This window comes from Terrisporobacter sp., assembly GCF_017888745.1.
Classification (GTDB): Bacteria; Bacillota; Clostridia; order Peptostreptococcales; family Peptostreptococcaceae; genus Terrisporobacter.
In genome coordinates, this window is record NZ_JAGHFM010000318.1 from 1 (window position 1) to 2863 (window position 2863).

Consider the following 2863-nt stretch of genomic DNA (forward strand, 5'->3'; position numbering starts at 1 on the left):
AAGTATTATAGCTATGGCTAGTGTATATCCAGAGGGTGCATCTTTAATTCCAAATAAAGATACTATCCAAAGTACACTTGTTAAAATCGCTGATATATAAACTAATAACATAACAGGATTTTCTTTTTGTGTTTTTGGTTTTAACTTTATAAATGAATCTTTAACAGCTCTTACTAATATTTTTTTATCAATAAGAGATGTTTGTGTTTTTAACTCCATATTCTAACTCCCCCTATAATATTGAACTAAAGTATTCTGCTATTGGCCCCAGTGAAAGTGCTGGGAAGAAACTAAGTGCCCCAACTAAAATAATTATTAGTATTAACATAAATACAAATAATCCATTTGTTGTAGACAGTGTACCTGATGTTGTTGCTACTTTTTTCTTTTTAGCAAGATTTCCTGCAATAGCTAATACTCCTATCATTGGTACAAATCTTGCAAATAACATGACAAATCCTAAAGTTACATTTAAGAATACTGTATTCGCATCAAATCCAGCAAATGCAGATCCATTATTACCACCAGCTGACGAATATGCATATAATACTTCAGAGAATCCATGTGCCCCTACGTTATTAAGGCTTTCCTCAATACCAGGGAAAACTACGGCTATACTACTACCAACTAAAATAGCAATTGGAGTAGCAAGACAAACTAATACTGCCCATTTCATTTCAAATGGTTCTATTTTTTTGCCTAAAAACTCTGGTGTTCTTCCAACCATAAGTCCTCCAATAAACACCGTTAATATTGCAAATGCAAGCATTCCATAAAGCCCACATCCTACACCACCGAATATAACTTCACCAAGTTGAATTAATAACATGGTAATCATACCACCTAGTGGTGTATAACTATCATGCATAGAGTTTACTGATCCGTTTGATGCAGCAGTTGTAAATGTTGCCCATGTAGATGAGGCCGCTATACCAAAGCGTGCTTCTTTACCTTCCATATTTCCACCAGGTTGATTAACAGTAGATATGTCAACCATTCCATTTTGAGCAATTTGTGGTGTTGCTAACTGTTCATTAACAGCAACTATACCAAGTGCTGCTACCAAAACTATAAACATAGCCATAAATATAGCTATACCTTGTTTTTTATTATTGACACCCTTACCAAATGTAAAGCATAAGGCTGCAGGTATAAGTAAAATAGAAATCATCTCTAGTAAATTTGAAATAATTGTTGGGTTTTCAAGTGGATGTGCTGAGTTTACACCATAGAAACCACCACCATTTGTACCTGTTTGTTTAATGGCAACTTGACTTGCTGCTGGTCCTAAAGGTATAACTTGCTCTTCTATTATTTCTGCACCATCTACAATTTTTCCATCTACTGAGACTGTATTTGATTTTTTATCTATAATAGCATTTTCAATAACATTACCTTCTTTATCAATAGCAATTGGTTCAAGCAATTGAACGGTTTCTGATGGTTTAAAGTTTTGTACAACACCTTGAGATACAAGACCTATAGAAATTACTATATTTAGAGGTATTAATATATATAAAATAATCTTAGTCATATCAACCCAGAAGTTCCCAAGTCCATTTGATTTTACTTTTATAAAACCACGAATTAGTGCAAATAATACGGCAATTCCTGTCGCAGCTGATACAAAATTTTGAACTGTAAGCCCAAGAGCTTGAGTTAAATAGCTTAATCCTGATTCACCACTGTATGCTTGCCAATTCGTATTCGTTACGAAACTTACTGCTGTATTAAAAGATAAATCCCAAGGTACTCCAGGTATGTTTTCTGGATTTCCAAATAATATTCCTTGAAGCATTTGTAATAAAAAGAGGAATATTAAACCTATACCATTAAATAGAAGTACAGACCATAAATATTTTTTCCAATTCATTTCTTCATTTTCATTTACTCTCATCACTTTATATAAAATTTTTTCACATGGAGATATTATTTTTGTCAAAAATACTTTTTCTCCATTCATTACTTTTCCTATATATCCACCAAGTGGTATAGCAAGCACCACTAGAATGATTAAGTAAAATACATACTGTAAAAGTGTATGTGTCATTATTCGTCCCCCCTCATAAGAATTACAAAATAATAAATTAATAAAATTGTGGCTACTAAACCAATAATACAAATTAATATTTGCATATGTCACTCCTCCTTTATATAAATACAGTATATAATTTGTACTTTTAAAATAGTGTTAAGACATATGCAAAATGTATTAAAATAGTATTAAAATAGCATAACAAAAAAGGTGAACTTAACCTAAGTTCACCTTTTTAATATTTTTATATTTTGAAATATTAACTTTTTATTCGTATCATTAAAATAGCTATCATACAGTCAATAATATATTTTACAACTAATTATTCAACTGCAACTTTCGATCTATTACTTAAATTTTTAATTGACGCATTTATCATACTAAGTCCAGTATATACTAAAACACCCATTACAATCCATTTTAATGTTTCAATAGGCAATGATTTTACTATATAAGCAGCTATAAATACTCCTACTATACCACAAATACCTAAGGATAATGTAGCTTTTCTTGGGTATGCTCCTTCTTTTATAAATTTAACTGATGCTATTGGCTGTAACATTGCACAAGAACCCATCATTATTGGAAACGTAACTTGTGGTGATAAACCTAAAAAGTAAGTAAGTGCCATACAAGGAGCGAATAACCCAACTCCTGCTGTCATTAATGCTCCAAGGATAGCATTTCCTACTATGCCTATTGCAAGCTTAACTCCACTTAACCCTATAGCATCTCCACCACCTGGCATATATCCCATTTTACTACAGAACATTAATACTGCAGTAGCTATAAGAGCTACACCCATAACTAATTGAATTTTTGACTCAT

General features: G+C 31.8%; 2 protein-coding genes and 1 pseudogene. All 3 read right to left on the reverse strand.

Going from position 1 to position 2863, the window contains the following annotated elements; genetic code table 11:
- A pseudogene (locus tag J7G74_RS14140) lies at positions 1–219 on the reverse strand (potassium-transporting ATPase subunit B); the annotation flags it as partial.
- Positions 220–232: 13 nt separating this feature from the next.
- The gene (kdpA, locus tag J7G74_RS14145; RefSeq protein WP_297136517.1) at positions 233–2050 is read right to left on the reverse strand and encodes a potassium-transporting ATPase subunit KdpA; all 1818 of its coding nucleotides are present in this window, start codon (positions 2048–2050) and stop codon (positions 233–235) included.
- A gap of 307 nt (positions 2051–2357) precedes the next feature.
- On the reverse strand, positions 2358–2863 hold a 506-nt coding region (locus J7G74_RS14150), incomplete at its 5' end, for a sulfite exporter TauE/SafE family protein (protein WP_297136518.1).